Origin of the sequence: Domibacillus robiginosus (assembly GCF_000966195.1) — a bacterium.
In the GTDB taxonomy this organism is placed as follows: Bacteria; Bacillota; Bacilli; order Bacillales; family Domibacillaceae; genus Domibacillus; species Domibacillus robiginosus.
Genome location: NZ_LAHL01000009.1, coordinates 178,025 through 193,157 on the forward strand (window position 1 = coordinate 178,025; position 15,133 = coordinate 193,157).

At 46.0% G+C, this 15,133-nt stretch carries 13 protein-coding genes; 4 read left to right on the top strand and 9 right to left on the bottom strand.

Going from position 1 to position 15,133, the window contains the following annotated elements; genetic code table 11:
• Window positions 1–9: 9 nt before the first annotated feature.
• Window positions 10–831, top strand: coding sequence for a pyrroline-5-carboxylate reductase (proC, locus tag VP97_RS06005; RefSeq protein ID WP_050180782.1), 822 nt, complete (start codon window positions 10–12; stop codon window positions 829–831).
• Here proC and rnz read toward each other — a convergent pair.
• Window positions 828–1,745 (bottom strand): ribonuclease Z, encoded by a 918-nt coding sequence (rnz, locus tag VP97_RS06010; RefSeq protein WP_050180994.1) that lies wholly within the window; start codon window positions 1,743–1,745, stop codon window positions 828–830. The genes proC and rnz overlap by 4 nt on opposite strands.
• A gap of 128 nt (window positions 1,746–1,873) precedes the next feature.
• Here rnz and zwf point away from each other — a divergent pair, with 128 nt between their 5' ends.
• Window positions 1,874–3,373, top strand: a complete 1,500-nt coding sequence (gene zwf / locus VP97_RS06015) for a glucose-6-phosphate dehydrogenase (protein ID WP_050180783.1) — start codon at window positions 1,874–1,876, stop codon at window positions 3,371–3,373.
• A gap of 128 nt (window positions 3,374–3,501) precedes the next feature.
• Complete coding sequence (locus tag VP97_RS06020) at window positions 3,502–5,055, top strand: histidine kinase N-terminal 7TM domain-containing diguanylate cyclase (protein ID WP_050180784.1); 1,554 nt, start codon at window positions 3,502–3,504, stop codon at window positions 5,053–5,055.
• A 135-nt stretch (window positions 5,056–5,190) separates the two neighbouring features.
• On the opposite strand, the gene VP97_RS06025 is transcribed toward VP97_RS06020, so the two are convergent.
• The 3 genes from VP97_RS06025 to mce all read right to left on the bottom strand — a co-directional run bounded on the left by VP97_RS06025 (window position 5,191) and on the right by mce (window position 8,350).
• Window positions 5,191–6,309, bottom strand: coding sequence for a M20/M25/M40 family metallo-hydrolase (locus VP97_RS06025; RefSeq protein ID WP_050180785.1), 1,119 nt, complete (start codon window positions 6,307–6,309; stop codon window positions 5,191–5,193).
• A gap of 83 nt (window positions 6,310–6,392) precedes the next feature.
• Window positions 6,393–7,943, bottom strand: coding sequence for an acyl-CoA carboxylase subunit beta (locus VP97_RS06030; RefSeq protein WP_050180786.1), 1,551 nt, complete (start codon window positions 7,941–7,943; stop codon window positions 6,393–6,395).
• On the bottom strand, window positions 7,940–8,350 hold the full coding sequence (mce, locus tag VP97_RS06035; protein WP_050180787.1) for a methylmalonyl-CoA epimerase: 411 nt from the start codon (window positions 8,348–8,350) through the stop codon (window positions 7,940–7,942). Before mce ends, VP97_RS06030 begins: the two co-directional genes overlap by 4 nt.
• A gap of 122 nt (window positions 8,351–8,472) precedes the next feature.
• Here mce and prli42 point away from each other — a divergent pair, with 122 nt between their 5' ends.
• Window positions 8,473–8,568 carry a stressosome-associated protein Prli42 gene (prli42, locus tag VP97_RS23745; RefSeq protein ID WP_156153429.1) on the top strand — a complete coding sequence of 32 codons (96 nt, stop codon included), beginning with the start codon at window positions 8,473–8,475 and terminating at the stop codon, window positions 8,566–8,568.
• Here prli42 and VP97_RS06040 read toward each other — a convergent pair.
• The 5 genes from VP97_RS06040 to VP97_RS06060 all read right to left on the bottom strand — a co-directional run bounded on the left by VP97_RS06040 (window position 8,561) and on the right by VP97_RS06060 (window position 15,026).
• Window positions 8,561–9,547, bottom strand: coding sequence for an aromatic acid exporter family protein (locus VP97_RS06040; RefSeq protein ID WP_050180788.1), 987 nt, complete (start codon window positions 9,545–9,547; stop codon window positions 8,561–8,563). The genes prli42 and VP97_RS06040 overlap by 8 nt on opposite strands.
• Before the next feature lie 57 nt (window positions 9,548–9,604).
• Window positions 9,605–10,042 carry a BrxA/BrxB family bacilliredoxin gene (locus tag VP97_RS06045; protein WP_050180789.1) on the bottom strand — a complete coding sequence of 146 codons (438 nt, stop codon included), beginning with the start codon at window positions 10,040–10,042 and terminating at the stop codon, window positions 9,605–9,607.
• A gap of 198 nt (window positions 10,043–10,240) precedes the next feature.
• Window positions 10,241–11,323: a methylmalonyl Co-A mutase-associated GTPase MeaB gene (gene meaB, locus VP97_RS06050; RefSeq protein ID WP_050180790.1), complete on the bottom strand. Its 1,083-nt coding sequence runs from the start codon at window positions 11,321–11,323 to the stop codon at window positions 10,241–10,243.
• Window positions 11,320–13,500, bottom strand: a complete 2,181-nt coding sequence (gene scpA / locus VP97_RS06055) for a methylmalonyl-CoA mutase (RefSeq protein ID WP_082220250.1) — start codon at window positions 13,498–13,500, stop codon at window positions 11,320–11,322. Before scpA ends, meaB begins: the two co-directional genes overlap by 4 nt.
• Complete coding sequence (locus VP97_RS06060; protein ID WP_050180791.1) at window positions 13,497–15,026, bottom strand: methylmalonyl-CoA mutase family protein; 1,530 nt, start codon at window positions 15,024–15,026, stop codon at window positions 13,497–13,499. Before VP97_RS06060 ends, scpA begins: the two co-directional genes overlap by 4 nt.
• Window positions 15,027–15,133 lie beyond the last annotated feature (107 nt).

A 15,133-nucleotide genomic window follows, 5' to 3' on the forward strand; every position in this document is an offset into this window, starting at 1 on the left:
ATAGGGGGAATGAAATTGAAAGCAGTTTTTATCGGCGCGGGCTCTATGGCAGAAGCCATTATCGCCGGAGCTCTGCGGAGTGGTGCGCTTACGCCTGAACATACATATGTAACCAACAAAGCGAATGATGCGCGCCTGCGGCAGCTTGCAGAAGAATTTGGTGTGCAAACCGGCTATGAAACGAGCACTGCCGTACAGGAGGCAGACATTATTGTGCTTGCTATGAAGCCAAAAGATGCGGAAGCAGGCCTTTTAAGTATCCGCCCTTTTATACATGAACATTCGGTTATTATTAGTTTACTCGCCGGTGTCGGCCTTGATTTTATGGAAGAAACGCTTGGCAAACCGTGTGCCATTATCCGCTCTATGCCGAACACATCGGCAGCTTTAAGAAAGTCGGCTACAGCCCTTGCCTTAAACCGCTTTGTTACAGAAGTACAGCACGCTGCTGCGATCGACCTGTTTTCAGCCATTGGCACTGCGATTACTGTAGATGAATCTCAAATGGATGCTGTAACAGCTGTTTCCGGAAGCGGGCCTGCTTACTTCTATTATGTTGCAGAGGCTATTCAGCAGGCTGGCGAAGACCTGGGCCTGGACCATGAAACAGCGAAAGAACTGCTGATCCAAACGCTGCTTGGCGCGGCAGCCATGTTTTCCAAACATGACGGCCAGGCTGCTGCTCTCCGAAAGGCCATCACAAGCCCTGGCGGTACAACCGAAGCAGCTATTCGCACATTCGATGAATTTCGCACAAAGCAGGCTATTGAAGCCGGCGTTAAAGAAGCAGCGGTTCAATCCAAGCGGCTTGGAAAAGCTTATATCCGCTAATCAATCGGAACTTCCATGAAATCATGGGCAATCACAACAGATGGAAACAGTTCGGACGCTTCCTTTATGAGCTGATGCTCCTCCTCTTTTGTATAGCGCGAGCTGATATGGGTTAAGCATAACTTTTTCGCCCTGGCCCGCACAGCTGTTTCGGCGGCCTGCCGGGTTGTGGAATGGAAATAGTCACGCGCCATTTTCTCACTTTTCGCATCAAAAGTCGCTTCATGAACAAGCATGTCTGCATTTTTGGCCAGCCGGACGGCGCTTTCACACTGTCGTGTATCTCCCAGAACCGTTACAATTTTCCCTGGCTGTGGGCTGCTTGTATATGGAGCCGGGTCAATTGTACGTCCATCCGCAAGCGTGACCGTCTGCCCTTCTTTTATTTTTTTGTAAACAGGGCCTGGCGGAATCCCGTCTGCGCGCAGTTTCTCGACAAGCAGTTCACCTGGCTTTTCTTTTTCTGAAAATCGGTAGCCGTACGAATGGATTCCATGATCAAGCTTTTCGGTGGTTACCTGTATGTGGCTGTCTTCAAAAACAGTCCCTTCCTCGATTTCTTCGATCAAAAGAGGGTACTGCAAATGAGTGTTACTGACCAGGAGAGCCGTTTCGATAAAAGCCCGTATCCCGGCTGGTCCATATACCGTTAGAGGTTCGGTTCCGCCTTGAAATGAGCGGCTGCCAAGCAGGCCAGGCAGCCCAAAAATATGGTCTCCATGCAAATGGGTAATAAATATCTTTTCAATGCGGCGCGGTTTAAGCGATGTGTGCAAAATTTGATGCTGCGTGGCTTCTCCACAGTCAATGAGCCAGACAGCACCGCGCTCATTCAGCATTTTTAAGGCCACGGCTGTTACATTACGCCGTTTTCCGGGTACACCAGCTCCGGTGCCAAGAAATAAAAGTTCGATCAGAAACACTCCTTTGTTTATCTTCTTTTCACATATATGTATCATAAACAAAAATACTTGTCACTTTCAGTGTTTTGTGAAAAAATGCAATAGAATAAATATGAATACTCAAAAGCGGGGTTACTAACGTGAAACAATTCGAAACACCACCAGCGCTGACCATTTTGTTCGGCGCAACCGGAGACTTAGCGAAAAGAAAATTATATCCGTCTCTTTACCGTCTTTACCGGAAAGGGCATTTAGCTTCGGGCTTTGCCGTGATTGGGACAGCACGTCGCCCGTGGGACAATCAAATTTTCCGTGAGCATGTTAAAGAATCGGTTATGAAGTCTACTCCTCTTCACGATCAGATCGAGGAGTTTATTTCCCACTTTTATTATTTGCCGCACGATGTGTCGGATTCTGAATCATACGCTGAACTTCGTATACTCGCTAACGAGCTTGACCAAACCTATTCTCTTGGCGGCAATCGCCTTTTCTATCTAGCCATGGCACCGGAATTTTTCGGAACGATCGCGGATCATTTAAAAGCAGATGGTTTAACAGATACAGAAGGTTTTGGACGTCTTGTGATTGAAAAGCCGTTTGGCCATGATCTTCCTTCAGCTCAGGAGCTTAATACTCAAATTCGCCAATCCTTTGACGAAAAAGATATCTACCGCATCGACCATTATCTCGGCAAAGAAATGGTCCAGAACATTGAAACAATTCGCTTTGCCAATGCGTTGTTTGAACCGCTATGGAATAACCGATATATTTCAAATATTCAAATTACATCCAGTGAAACGCTTGGTGTTGAAGAACGTGGCGGCTATTATGAAACAAGTGGTGCTTTAAAAGATATGGTTCAAAACCACATGCTGCAAATGGTTGCTCTTCTTGCCATGGAGCCGCCAATCAGCCTGCAGGATGAGGAAATCCGCCTTGAAAAGGTACGGGCCTTCCGCTCTATGCGTCCTCTGACACCAGAGACAGTAAATGATTACTTTGTACGCGGACAGTATGGACCAAACGAAGGTGAACTGCTTCTCGGTTACCGTCAGGAGTTAAATGTGGACGCAGAGTCGAATACAGAAACGTATGTGGCCGGAAAAATTATGTTTGATAATTTCCGCTGGGCGGGTGTACCGTTTTATATCCGCACCGGAAAACGGATGCCGATGAAATCCACTAAAATAGTTGTTCAGTTCAAGGATATTCCAATGAACCTTTATTATCGTCCGGATGATCAGGAATTGGAGCCGAACCTGCTGGTGATCCACATTCAGCCGGAAGAAGGCATTACGCTTCATTTGAATGCAAAGCGTGCCGGGCATCAATTGCATACAACGCCAGTGAAACTCAGCTATGCAAACAGCGGCATTGATATTATGAATACACCTGAAGCATATGAAAAACTGATTCACGATGCGATGCGCGGTGATTCAACGAACTTCACACACTGGGACGAGGTATCTCTTTCCTGGAGCTTTGTCGATGTTATTTCTAAAGCGTGGCGCGAGCAGAAAGCGCCGTTTCCAAATTATGCAGCGAACACGAAAGGACCTCAGGCGGCTGATGCACTGCTTGAACGGGACGGCTTTTTCTGGTGGCCGCTGAATATGCTTGATGTAGATGCATACAACTAAAACACAAAACAGATGCTTTTTAGGAGCATCTGTTTTTTTGTGAAAAAATTTGTTTTTTAAAAAGAAAAACCAATTGGGATGCCCTTCCATTATAATAAAAGCAACTATATGAAAATGGGGCTATTTTTATGACTATTGAGCTGTTTGATATTGTTGTCGTTACGGCCGTTTCTGGTACATTAAACGTTATATTAGGCATATTCGCTTATATACGTCGCCGGGGCTTTTTAGGAAGCCGAACCTTTATATGGATATGTGTGACTTCCTGTATTTACATTTTTGGCCATACATTTGAGCTAATTGCTTCATCACGCGAGGAAATAGAATGGACCATTGCTTTTCAATACCTTGGACTTCCTTTTATTTCACCGTTTAATCTCGTTTTAGCTATGCAGTTTGCCGGATTTGATAAATGGCTCACCCGGAAAACAATGATGTTTCTTTTTAGCATCCCTGTTACAACGGTAATTCTCGTTTTTACAAACAACTGGCACCATTTGTTTTATAAATCAATCTCTGTTTATCCGGTGGATTCATACTTGCTGACTGATATTCAGCCCGGACCTTACTACGTGATTCATGGAAGTTATACATTCGGCTGCCTTTTTGCCGGCATTTCTATTTTGCTCTGGTATGGAAGAAAAGCAAAATCCGCTTACCGGTTTCAGCTGGCTACAATGATACTTGGCTTTTCACTGCCAATGGTGACATCTTTCTTGTATTTAATCGGCTTAACCCCGTATGGTATCGATCTGGTTCCTGCTGTTATGTGTGTAACATCCGCTTTTTATCTGCTGGCGATTTTGTCTTCCAACATGCTGGTTGTCACACCTATTGCGCGGGACCATGTATTTGAACATATACGTGATGGTGTCCTGGTGCTGGATACAGCAGGTCTGGTTGTTGATTTTAACCGGTCTGCTGCCCGGGTGGTTACCGGGCTTACGAACGCATCAATTGGCAAGCCCTTAGAAGCCGTTTCAAAAGAACACAGACTCATCGAGGCGCTTCAAAAAACAGAAAGCGCTGCTTTTGACAAGCTGGAAAGAACGTGGGAATGTGGCGGAAAGCAGGCACATTTTGTTGTTCATACCTCTCCTTTATTTAAACGCAACGGACAAATGGCCGGTCAGACCATCGTCATCAGTGATGTAACAAAAGAACGAAATATGATGGATGCGCTTGAAAAAATGGCGTTTACAGATGGTTTAACAAAGCTTTACAACCGTACTTATTTTATGAAACGAAGCGCGGAATGGCTTGAGGAAAACCGGTCTGTTTCCTTGATCATGTTTGATATTGACCACTTTAAACGTGTAAATGATACTTACGGACATCAGGCAGGAGATGAAGCGATCCGCCATGTTGCCGCTATCAGCAGGCAGCACGTTCCCTGCCATGGCTTGATCGCCCGTTATGGCGGAGAAGAATTCATCATTGCACTTCTCGATGTTTCGCTTGAATCCGCTTTTGCCGTCGCCGAAGAAATACGCTGGAGCATTGAACAGGAGCCGTTTTGGGCTGGAGAGCAGGCTATTTCGATTACGGCAAGCTTCGGCGTTGCAGCGCAAAGTGAACAGCAAAACATAGATGTGCTGCTTTTCCAGGCCGATCAAGCGCTCTACACAGCCAAAGCGAGCGGACGCAACATGGTGAAAAAAGCACTTCAGACCTCCAAATAAACCTCCACATCGACTATCGATGCTGTTGAAGAAAAATATGATCTATTCAAAATATCTAAACAAAAGAAGCAGCTGCCGGTGGGCAGCTGCTGTTTTTTTCATCAAAGCCAATGGTTGGCTTATAGGTGTACGCTATTATGTTTCTGCTGTAATTTCCACAATGGCGGTTGCCATTTCGGCCAGCTTGACCAATTCTTTAACCGGCATTTTTTCATTGACGGTGTGAATGTCTTCGTATCCGACTGCGAGGTTTACGGTCGGAATACCAAACCCGGCAATGACATTGGCGTCGCTTCCGCCTCCGCTTGTCAACAGCTCGGATGGACGGCCAATCTTTGCTGCCGCTTTTTGCGCTACTTGTACGACGTGATCGTCCGCACCAAATTTAAAGCCCGGGTACATCACTTCAATTTCTACTTCTGCGCGTCCGCCCATTTGGGCTGCCACTTCTTCAAAAGCCGCCTTCATTTTAGCCGTCTGCTCTTCCATTTTATCAGGTACAAGCGAGCGGGCCTCAGCTAAAATTTGAACGTAATCACAGACAATATTTGTTGCCTGACCTCCTTCAAATCGGCCGATGTTTGCAGTCGTTTCCTCATCAATGCGGCCAAGCGGCATACGTGCAATTGCTTTAGCGGCCATTGTAATGGCTGAAACGCCTTTTTCAGGCGCTACGCCGGCATGAGCTGTTTTCCCATAAATGTGCGCCGTAACCTTTGCCTGTGTCGGTGCCGCAACAATGATATTGCCGACCTCCCCGTCACTATCAAGCGCAAAACCATATTTTGCTTTGATCAAAGACGGATCAAGCACCTTCGCACCAACAAGTCCTGACTCTTCTCCGACCGTAATGATAAATTGAATGTCTCCATGCTCGATCTTACGCTCTTTAAGCTGACGGATCATTTCGAATATGGCAGCAAGACCGGCTTTATCGTCCGCTCCTAAAATTGTCGTTCCATCTGTTTTTACGACGCCATTTTCTACAACAGGCTTTACTCCATTTGCTGGAACGACTGTATCCATATGAGAAGTAAAATAAATCGGATCTACACCCGGCTTATTACCCGGCAGCGTACAAATTAAATTACCGGCCCCATGACCTGTTTTTGCTGCTGCTTCGTCTTCATGCACCTGCACGCCAAGGTCTGTAAATTTCTTTTTCAGCAGCTGGGCGATTGCCTGCTCATGTTTGGTTTCTGAATCTGTTTGTACAAGCTCTAAAAATTCATTTAATAAACGTTCTTCGTTCATTGTGCTGCACCTCCACATTTTCTCGCTTTTTCATTATAAACGTTCCGAACGGAAAAATCAGCCAGCATGCGCGCCTGCGCTCATTACAAAGGCATGTTTCCATGCTTTTTCTTTGGCCGGTCTTCTTTTTTTGTCCGCATCATTTCAAGTGCTTGAATGAGCTTAATGCGGGTTTCACGCGGATCAATCACATCATCCACGATTCCATGAGCAGCCGCTACATAAGGATGAGCGAAGGCTTTACGGTACTCTTCTATTTTTGCCAGACGAGCTGCTTCTGGATTGTCGCTTGCAGCAATTTCACGTGCAAAAATAACGTTCGCTGCTCCCTCCGGCCCCATAACCGCAATTTCCGCGTTGGGCCAGGCAAAAACAAGATCAGCACCGATTGATTTTGAATTCAGGGCGACATAAGCACCGCCATATGCTTTTCTTAAAATGACTGTAATTTTTGGTACCGTCGCTTCAGAATAAGCATAAAGAATTTTTGCTCCATGTCTGATGATACCGCCAAGCTCCTGCTTGACCCCCGGAAAAAATCCAGAAACATCTTCAAATGTAATAAGCGGAATATTAAATGAATCACAAAAGCGGATAAAACGAGCAGCTTTATCAGACGAATCAATATCAAGTCCTCCTGCCATACATTTTGGCTGATTGCAGACGAGGCCGACTGTTTCCCCTTTTATCCTCGCAAACCCTACGACCATGTTTTTAGCGAATTCCTTGTGAACTTCCATAAAGGAAGCTGAATCGACCACTTGATCAACCACTCTGCGCACGTCGTATGGGCGCAGGCCATCAAAAGGAACCACTTCCGCCAAATCCTCTCGGTAATCGCTTTCATTTTTTGTTTCCAAAAGAGGGGTTTTTTGTTCATTGTTTTGCGGAAGATAGGTAATAAGATTTCGCACGCTTTCAAGAACTTCTTCTTCTGTTTTTCCGCGAAAGTGTGCATTGCCGCTGACTGTATTATGCACCTTCGCGCCGCCTAAATCTTCTACTGAAATTTTTTCCCCTGTTACCGTTTCAATCACTTTCGGACCGGTGATAAACATCTGGCTCGTTTGATCAACCATAAAAACAAAATCCGTAATCGCTGGTGAATAAACGGCACCGCCTGCACAAGGGCCGAGGATCACGGAGATTTGCGGAATCACGCCTGAATAAATCGCATTTCGGTAAAAAATGTGGCCGTATCCATCAAGAGAAAGCACACCCTCTTGAATACGGGCTCCCCCTGAGTCGTTTAAGCCGATAAACGGCGCACCGTTTTTGGCAGCCAGGTCCATCACATGAACAATTTTCTGGGCATGCATTTCACCGAGAGCCCCGCCAAATACTGTGAAATCCTGTGAAAATAAATAAACGGGCCGGCCGTTTATTTTTCCATATCCAGTCACGACCCCGTCCCCAGGCCCTTTTGTCCCGTCAAGCCCAAAGTCCGTACTGCGATGTTTTATAAAAGGGTTTAATTCGACGAAGGATCCTTCATCCACTAAAAGATCAATTCGCTCGCGTGCTGTCTGTTTCCCTTTTTCATGCTGCCTGTCAATTCGCCCGTCACCGCCGCCGAGTTCTACTTCTCTCCGTCTATCCTGCAAATCATGAATCGAATCAAACATGTCTCTCATGCTTCGCCCTCCCCTTTATCACACAGTTCCATCAGCACACCGCCTGTTGACCTGGGATGCATAAAAGCAATTCTGGCTCCTCCTGCTCCCTGTACCGGCACATCTCCAATTGTCTCGATTCCCTGACTTTTCACTTCCGCTATCCTTGTCTCGATATCTTTTACACTGTAAGCGATATGGTGGATACCAGGGCCCCGTTTTTGAATAAAACGGGCGATTGAGCTGTCTGGCGAAGCTGGTTCTAACAGTTCCAGCTTTATGTTGCCGGCATCGATAAAAGCGACGTTTACTCCCTGCGAGGCTACCCTTTCCGTTTTAATATGTGTCATGCCAAGCTGCTTCGTATAAAGCAAAAGAGCTTCCTCCAACGATGAAACGGCTATGCCAATATGATCAACATTATTCATGTTCCCATCCCCCTTGATAGAAATAGATAAGCGGTTAAATGGCGCTGCTTCTGCAAGAGCCAGTTGAAAATCCTTTTCATTGCCGGTACAATAATACTCAACAACCTTTAAAGGAGAGTTTCATGCGTAATAAAACATTTCAAAAAATTGTTGTGTACTTAATGTTATTTGCAATGTTAATTTCAACTGTCATGTTTGGCCTGACAATGTTTATGTAACAGAAGGGCGGCGCTTGTGGGCTGCTCTTTTTTTCATGCCTCGAAACCGTGCTTTGATGCGCAGATACCGCTCCATTTCCCGTATAAACTGCAGAAGGGCAGCGCGCGCTTCAAATTCTTCGCGTGTTTTTGGCAAAGGCATTTCTTCAAATTCTCTTTTTAAATCATTTAAATGGCTTAAATGCAGTTTAGCTGTGTTGCCCGGATGAATATTTTCTTTAACTTCTTCCATAAACGTGGCAATCATTTCGGCCTGTTCCGGACGATGCGAGATCGAGACCACGACTGAAATAAGCCGTTCAATAATTTCAAACTGCTTTTCGCGCATCGTGAAGTATTGATAAAATAAGCTGTGGTGACGGGTAAAATGGTTTTGTACGTCTTTATAGGCAAGAGATTTGGCCCGTTTAAGCAGAGCAGCCGTTTCCGTCAGTTCTTTTCCATCCCACGTGTGTTCATTCGTCCGTAAGTAAGAGATAATTTCTTTGAAAATACGCTCGAATAGTTCTTCTGTCTGCTGCTGCATTTTTACAAGCTCGTTTTCTACGCTCGGCATGTAGGAATTGAGCACAAGTGCTATTCCTACTCCTATAATGACAAGAGCTATTTCATTTAAAAGAATCGCCGCAGAAACTTCTTTTGCAGCATACATATGCAAAACAAGGACGGTGCTTGAAACAATGCCTTCCTGTACTTTAAGCGCCACGGTTGTTGGAATAAAGACGATTAAGATCAGACCGATCACAACCGCGTGATAAGCAAGCAGTTCAAAAAAAACAGCGGAATAAAAAAGAGCGATCATGCTGGCCACAAGGCGGGTCCATGAAGCTTTTAAAGACTGCTGCTTTGTGTTTTGAATACATAAAATGGCGATAATACCGGCAGAAGCCGAATTGTGAAGGCCAATCCATTCAGCAATTAAAATAGAAATGGCTATACCAAGGGCTGTTTTAGCCGTTCGGTACCCAATTTTGATCATTTTTTCACCTCGAATGAAAGAAAGCCCCGCCACACACGGCAGGGCTTGGGGTCGTCTTTACACTTCTTCGCAATGCTGATCGAAAAGTGTCTGCAGATGTTCAACGACAGACATCGGATGATGCCCTTCAATTTCATGGCGTTCCACCATTGCTTGAATCTGCCCATCTTTTAATAAAGCAAAAGATGGAGAAGACGGCGGATAACCAGTGAAAAAGCTGCGCGCCTGAGCCGTTGCTTCTTTATCCTGACCTGCAAACACCGTCACTAAACGATCCGGGCGTTTATCATAGTGAATCGCATGCGCAGCTGCCGGGCGTGCAATCCCTCCAGCGCAGCCGCATACGGAATTTACCATAACCAGTGTTGTCCCTTTTTCGTTTAGTACTGCATCCACATCTTCGGGTGTGGTAAGCTCTGAATAACCGGCCGCTTTGATTTCTTCGCGTGCCTGGCGAACCACGTCATTCATGAAAAAATTAAAATCCATTCCCATGTTTTTCTCTCCTTTATCATTAGTAGCTTAATCATAAGGGAAAAAAACGTTTATTTCAATAAAGCGGCTCCCTCTTTTACATCACTGCAAAAAGAATGTTTACTTTCTTTAAACCCGGGTAGAATAATAAGGCAACTGGATCCATACCCCTAAACTCCCTGTTTTGGCCAGCCGAATTTTGTTCGGCTGGCCCTTTTTTTATTCTGTTTTCTTCATAACTTTCCCAAACAGCTCCCCAGCTGCCTGCGCCGGCATTATTTTCCCATCCATTGCCAGGCGCTCCCACTCTGTTAAATTTGTTTTAATATACGGATGACGATAAAAAAACTGATGCAGCTGCTCAGCAATCAGCGTATGGAGCCAGTCTTTTGTCTGACTGCGGCGGCGATCCGCCATAACACCGGAGGCTTCCGTTAAGGATTGAAAAGATTGTATAGCGGTCCAAATCTCACCCATTCCTTCTTGTTTTAAGGCAGAACATACAAACGCCTTTGACCGCCATCCTTTTGTAGAGGGTTTCAGCATATGCAGCAGCTGATCATACTCTCGTTTTGTTTTTTGGGCCGGCAGCTTATTTTCTCCGTCCGCTTTGTTGACGATAATGGCATCAGCCAGCTCCAGAATGCCTTTTTTTATACCTTGAAGCTCATCGCCCGCACCAGTCAGTACAAGGAGCATAAAAAAGTCTGTCATTCCTCGAACCATATATTCACTTTGTCCGACACCAATGGTTTCAACCAAAATCATATTAAAGCCGGCTGCCTCACACAAAAGCATCGTTTCGCGCGTTTTTCGGTGTACGCCGCCAAGCGTACCGCCAGACGGAGAGGGCCGGATAAAAGCATTCGGATGCCTGGCGAGCTGTTCCATTCTTGTTTTGTCCCCTAAAATGGATCCTCCAGAAATAGATGAACTGGGGTCGACTGCCAGCACAGCCACGCGATGTCCTTCTTCACACAGTCTGATGCCGAATGACTCGATAAAAGTGCTTTTACCAGCTCCCGGAACACCGGTAATGCCTATCCGGATTGATTTTCCTGTATAAGGGAGCATGGCCTGCAGCAATTCCTGTCCATACGTGTAATGAGCAGGCGAACTGCTTTCAATATAAGTGATGGCTTTGGCTAAATCATTTATTGAACCATTCAGAATTCCTGCGCCAATAGCAGCCAGGTCCGGGGAATGCCTGGCTTTTTTTCGAAACACTTTCTGCGGCAGAGCTCCTGTTCCATCCTGAGAAGCGTCGACTCCTTTTTGGCCGGGCAGATATTCGTCTGTCATTCTGCCACTTCCTCATACCCGAGCCGTTCATAAATTTTTTCTATAATGACCTGGGCGGAAACTGGAATGACTGTGCCAGGACCAAAAATAGCCGCTACCCCGTGTTGTTTCAGAAATTCGTAATCCTGCGCTGGAATAACACCGCCAACAAACACGACAATATCTTCTCGGCCATGTTTTTTCAGTTCTTTTATTAAAGCCGGCAGCAACGTTTTATGGCCCGCTGCAAGAGAACTGACTCCAACAGCATGAACGTCGTTTTCCATTGCCTGCCTGGCTGTTTCCTCCGGCGTTTGAAACAGCGGACCGATATCGACGTCAAATCCAAGATCGGCGTAAGCTGTAGCAACCACTTTCGCGCCGCGGTCATGCCCATCCTGGCCCATTTTGGCGATCAATATACGCGGCCGCCGCCCTTCCTGCTCTTCAAATTCGGCTGTCATTTGCTGAACCGTTTCGATTTGTTCCGCATCAGAAAAGTTTGAACCATACACACCGCTCACCGATCTGATCACCGCCCTATGCCTGCCGATTACCGCTTCAACGGCATCAGAAATTTCTCCTAACGTTGCCCGTACCCTTGCTGCTTCCACAGCCAGCTCAAGTAAATTCTCTCCTTCTGAGCGGACCGATTCGGTAATGGCTTGAAGTGCTGCTTTTACTTTCTTTCCGTTTCGATTCCGGCGCGTGCGTTCAATGCGTTCGATTTGTTTGAGCCGCACCGCCGTATTATCGATATTCAGAATATCAATCGGTTCTTCTTTTGAAAGACGAAACCGGTTCATGCCAACAACAACTTCTTCGCCAGAATCAATTTTTGCCTGGCGGCGGGCAGCCGCTTCTTCAATTTTCATTTTTGGAAGTCCTGTTCCAATGGCTTTTGTCATTCCGCCAAGTGCTTCGATTTCTTCAAGGTGCTGCCAGGCACGCTTCATCAGCTCATCGGTGAGCGTTTCCACGTAATAGGAGCCACCCCATGGGTCAATCACATCAGTAATACCTGTTTCCTCCTGTAAAAACAGCTGTGTATTGCGGGCAATGCGGGCTGAAAAATCAGTTGGAAGCGCAATAGCTTCATCAAGCGCATTTGTATGCAATGATTGTGTGTGTCCCATGGCCGCTGCGTGCGCTTCCATAAACGTTCTTGTCACATTATTGAATGGATCTTGTTCGGTTAAACTCCATCCCGATGTTTGGGAATGGGTACGCAGCATGCTTGATTTTGGGTTCTTCGGGCCAAATGGCTTCATAAGCTGTGCCCACATCCGCCGCGCGGCGCGCATTTTTGCCACTTCCATAAAATAATTCATGCCCACTCCCCAGAAAAAAGACAAGCGCGGCGCAAACGAATCGATATCAATACCTGCCGAAAGCCCTGTGCGAACGTATTCTAGTCCGTCAGCGAGTGTATAAGCAAGCTCTAAATCAGCAGGGGCACCGGCTTCCTGCATATGATAGCCCGATATAGAAATAGAGTTAAACTTCGGCATATGGGCTGCCGTATAACCCATAATATCGGCGATAATCCGCATGGATATCTGCGGTGGATAAATGTATGTGTTGCGCACCATGTATTCCTTTAAAATATCATTTTGAATTGTGCCGGACAGTTTTTCTCTAGCTACTCCCTGTTCTTCTGCTGATACAATATAAAAAGCCATAATGGGCAGTACAGCCCCATTCATTGTCATAGAAACGGACATTTGGTCCAGCGGAATGCCATTAAACAATATATTGGTGTCTTCCACCGAGTCAATCGCCACACCAGCTTTTCCAACATCCCCAATAACACGTGGATGATCAGAATCGTAGCCGCGGTGTGTGGGCAGATCAAACGCAACTGAAAGTCCTTTTTGGCCCATTGCTAAATTACGGCGGTAAAACGCGTTGCTTTCTTCAGCCGTGGAGAAGCCCGCATATTGACGGATCGTCCAAGGACGTGTAACGTACATTGTCGGATAAGGCCCCCGCGTAAACGGCACCATACCAGGATAATCATCCATATGGTTCAATCCTTTTGTATGCTCCTCCGTGTACAGCGCACGCAGCCGAATCGATTCATTTGTTTCAAAGGATAACCTTTCATATAGTTGCTTTGCCCGTGATGCTGTCTGCTCCTGCTGCTTGGACAAAGGTTTCAATGGCTGATTAAAAGGGTTGTGTTTTTTCAAGTTCATAGAGTTTTCCCTCCTTGAAACAAGGCGAGGATGCCCTTTAACTTTTGCACGACATGATCTCCTGATGCAATACGTCCATCCACACCCTGCATACTCCCGCTTCCGGCGCTGTCTATCACGGCCCCGCCCGATGCTTTTTTTAATAAAGAGACCAGGGAAGAGCCGAATTGTTCATATGTTTGATCGGAGCCGCAGAGACAGTAATAAACTGCCGGGTGGTCCTTTATAAACCGAACAGCTTCTTCCTCGGTATGGCACGCATGAGAGCGAACGACGTCGATCCCGCCTGCAGCCAATATGCCGGCCGCCTCATCCACCCGCTTTTTACAGGTTTTCCATTCACCAAGACAAATCAAGCCGGCTCGAGGAGACTGACCAGTTTGTCGGAGATTCGCAGCTTTTAACCGAAGAACTTCATAGGGTTCCGCTGTCCTTTTTGAAACAAGAGGCTGGATGGGTATGCCGGCTGCGGCTCTGTTTGTCGCTGGCTTTTCTTGAGACTGGATTTGCTCATTCAGATTAGCATAGTGATTTACACCAATCATTTTTTGACGGAGCGTCGCTATATTATGTGCTTTTTTTAGCTGTACGGCTTCTATCTGCTGTTGAATTGTGCCATCTATTAATGCTTTTTGAAGCCCGCCTGCTTCCTCGATTTCGGCAAACAAATCCCACGCTTTGCGGCCAATTTCTTCGGTTAGTGATTCGATATAATAAGAGCCGCCTGACGGGTCTGCCACTTTATCCAGCAGCGCCTCATATTTTAATATATGCGGGATGTTTCGAGCCATTCGTTCACCCAGCTCTGATGGCGGGTTATGGGTTAGGCCGTTAAATGGAGAAGCTTTTATATAATCAACATTTCCGATAACAGCGGCAAATAGGGCATTACTCGTGCGCAAAAGATTGACGTGAGGGTCAAGGATGGACAGCATCGCTTCGCTCGTTTCCACGCTTAGCAATGGTTTTTCATCGTCTTCAAGCTGATATATTTCCATAAAAGCAGCCCAGAGCATACGAAAAGCCCGTATTTTAGCTGCTTCTGTAAAAAAAGCAGTGCCTGCCGCAAAATGAATCAGCCATCTTAAAGGAGTTCTGCTTTTTTCCCTTCTCGCTTTTAAAAAACAGGCCGCTTCCAAAAGAGCCAGAGCCAATTCCTGCACCGCATTAGCGCCAGCCAGATGGTAAGGAACAATATTAATCGTGATCATTTCCCCTTTGCTTGCAGCTTCAAGTACAGCAGCTTCTGGAAAAACACCGGCTGCAGCACCGGAAGAGATAGGGTCGGAGCCAATGACCATATTTGTTTTCGGAAAAGACCACGTTGTTTGAAATCCTCTTGTAAAAGGCTTTTCACCAGGCAAACCGAGGGAAGCTTTCCAATCTTCTTTTGTGTACAGAGGTTTTAAACAGATACCTTCTGCTGTTTCTGTATGCAGGATGTCTAAAGAAGCTCCTTTTAAAGCAGCTTTTACAGCCGATGTCCAATCTGCGTGCGTTACCGGTCGAAACAATTGATCAGCCAAGCTCCCACTCCTCTTCATTTTGTAATCGGTTACAAATAAAAAGTAAGCAATTGGATATTCTCTTTATTGTAATATAAACGAAGCAGGAGAAGCAATGTCATTAGGTC

Bases quoted from the DNA above. Each gene is read 5' to 3' on its own strand.
- proC (WP_050180782.1), top strand. From the start codon at position 10: ATGAAATTGAAAGCAGTTTTTATCGGCGCGGGCTCTATGGCAGAAGCC.
- VP97_RS06020 (WP_050180784.1), top strand. From the start codon at position 3,502: ATGACTATTGAGCTGTTTGATATTGTTGTCGTTACGGCCGTTTCTGGT.
- VP97_RS06025 (WP_050180785.1), bottom strand. From the start codon at position 6,309: ATGAACGAAGAACGTTTATTAAATGAATTTTTAGAGCTTGTACAAACA.
- VP97_RS06030 (WP_050180786.1), bottom strand. From the start codon at position 7,943: ATGAGAGACATGTTTGATTCGATTCATGATTTGCAGGATAGACGGAGA.
- mce (WP_050180787.1), bottom strand. From the start codon at position 8,350: ATGAATAATGTTGATCATATTGGCATAGCCGTTTCATCGTTGGAGGAA.
- prli42 (WP_156153429.1), top strand. From the start codon at position 8,473: ATGCGTAATAAAACATTTCAAAAAATTGTTGTGTACTTAATGTTATTT.
- VP97_RS06040 (WP_050180788.1), bottom strand. From the start codon at position 9,547: ATGATCAAAATTGGGTACCGAACGGCTAAAACAGCCCTTGGTATAGCC.
- VP97_RS06045 (WP_050180789.1), bottom strand. From the start codon at position 10,042: ATGGGAATGGATTTTAATTTTTTCATGAATGACGTGGTTCGCCAGGCA.
- meaB (WP_050180790.1), bottom strand. From the start codon at position 11,323: ATGACAGACGAATATCTGCCCGGCCAAAAAGGAGTCGACGCTTCTCAG.
- scpA (WP_082220250.1), bottom strand. From the start codon at position 13,500: ATGAACTTGAAAAAACACAACCCTTTTAATCAGCCATTGAAACCTTTG.